Raw genomic sequence first — 269 nt, 5'->3', positions numbered from 1 at the left:
CGATGGTGATGGTTGACGACGTCGTGCGCGCTCCACATCCACTGGTGCGCCGGAACCGCGATCAGGATCTTGCCGCCGGGCTTCAGCAGCGCCTTCATCGCGGCGAGCGCGGCGACGTCGTCCTCGATATGCTCGACGACGACGAGCACCGCGACGAGGTCGTAGGCGCCGCGCGCGACGCCGGGCAGTTCAGGCAGCGGCGCCGCGCCGACCGGCTTGCCGAGCCGCTCACTCGCGATCGCACGCGCCGCCGGATCGATCTCGATCGC

1 protein-coding gene is annotated in these 269 nt (G+C 71.0%); it reads right to left on the bottom strand.

Features of this window, described 5'->3' with window-relative positions; genetic code table 11:
- A partial coding sequence (locus tag AC0KVN_RS27680) for a methyltransferase domain-containing protein (protein WP_483656857.1) occupies positions 1–269 on the bottom strand: 269 nt, incomplete at both ends.

This window comes from Sphingobium sp. SG1, from assembly GCF_057063145.1.
The sequence above is the reverse complement of the archived record's forward strand: the minus strand, read 5'-3'. Positions and strand labels throughout refer to the sequence as shown.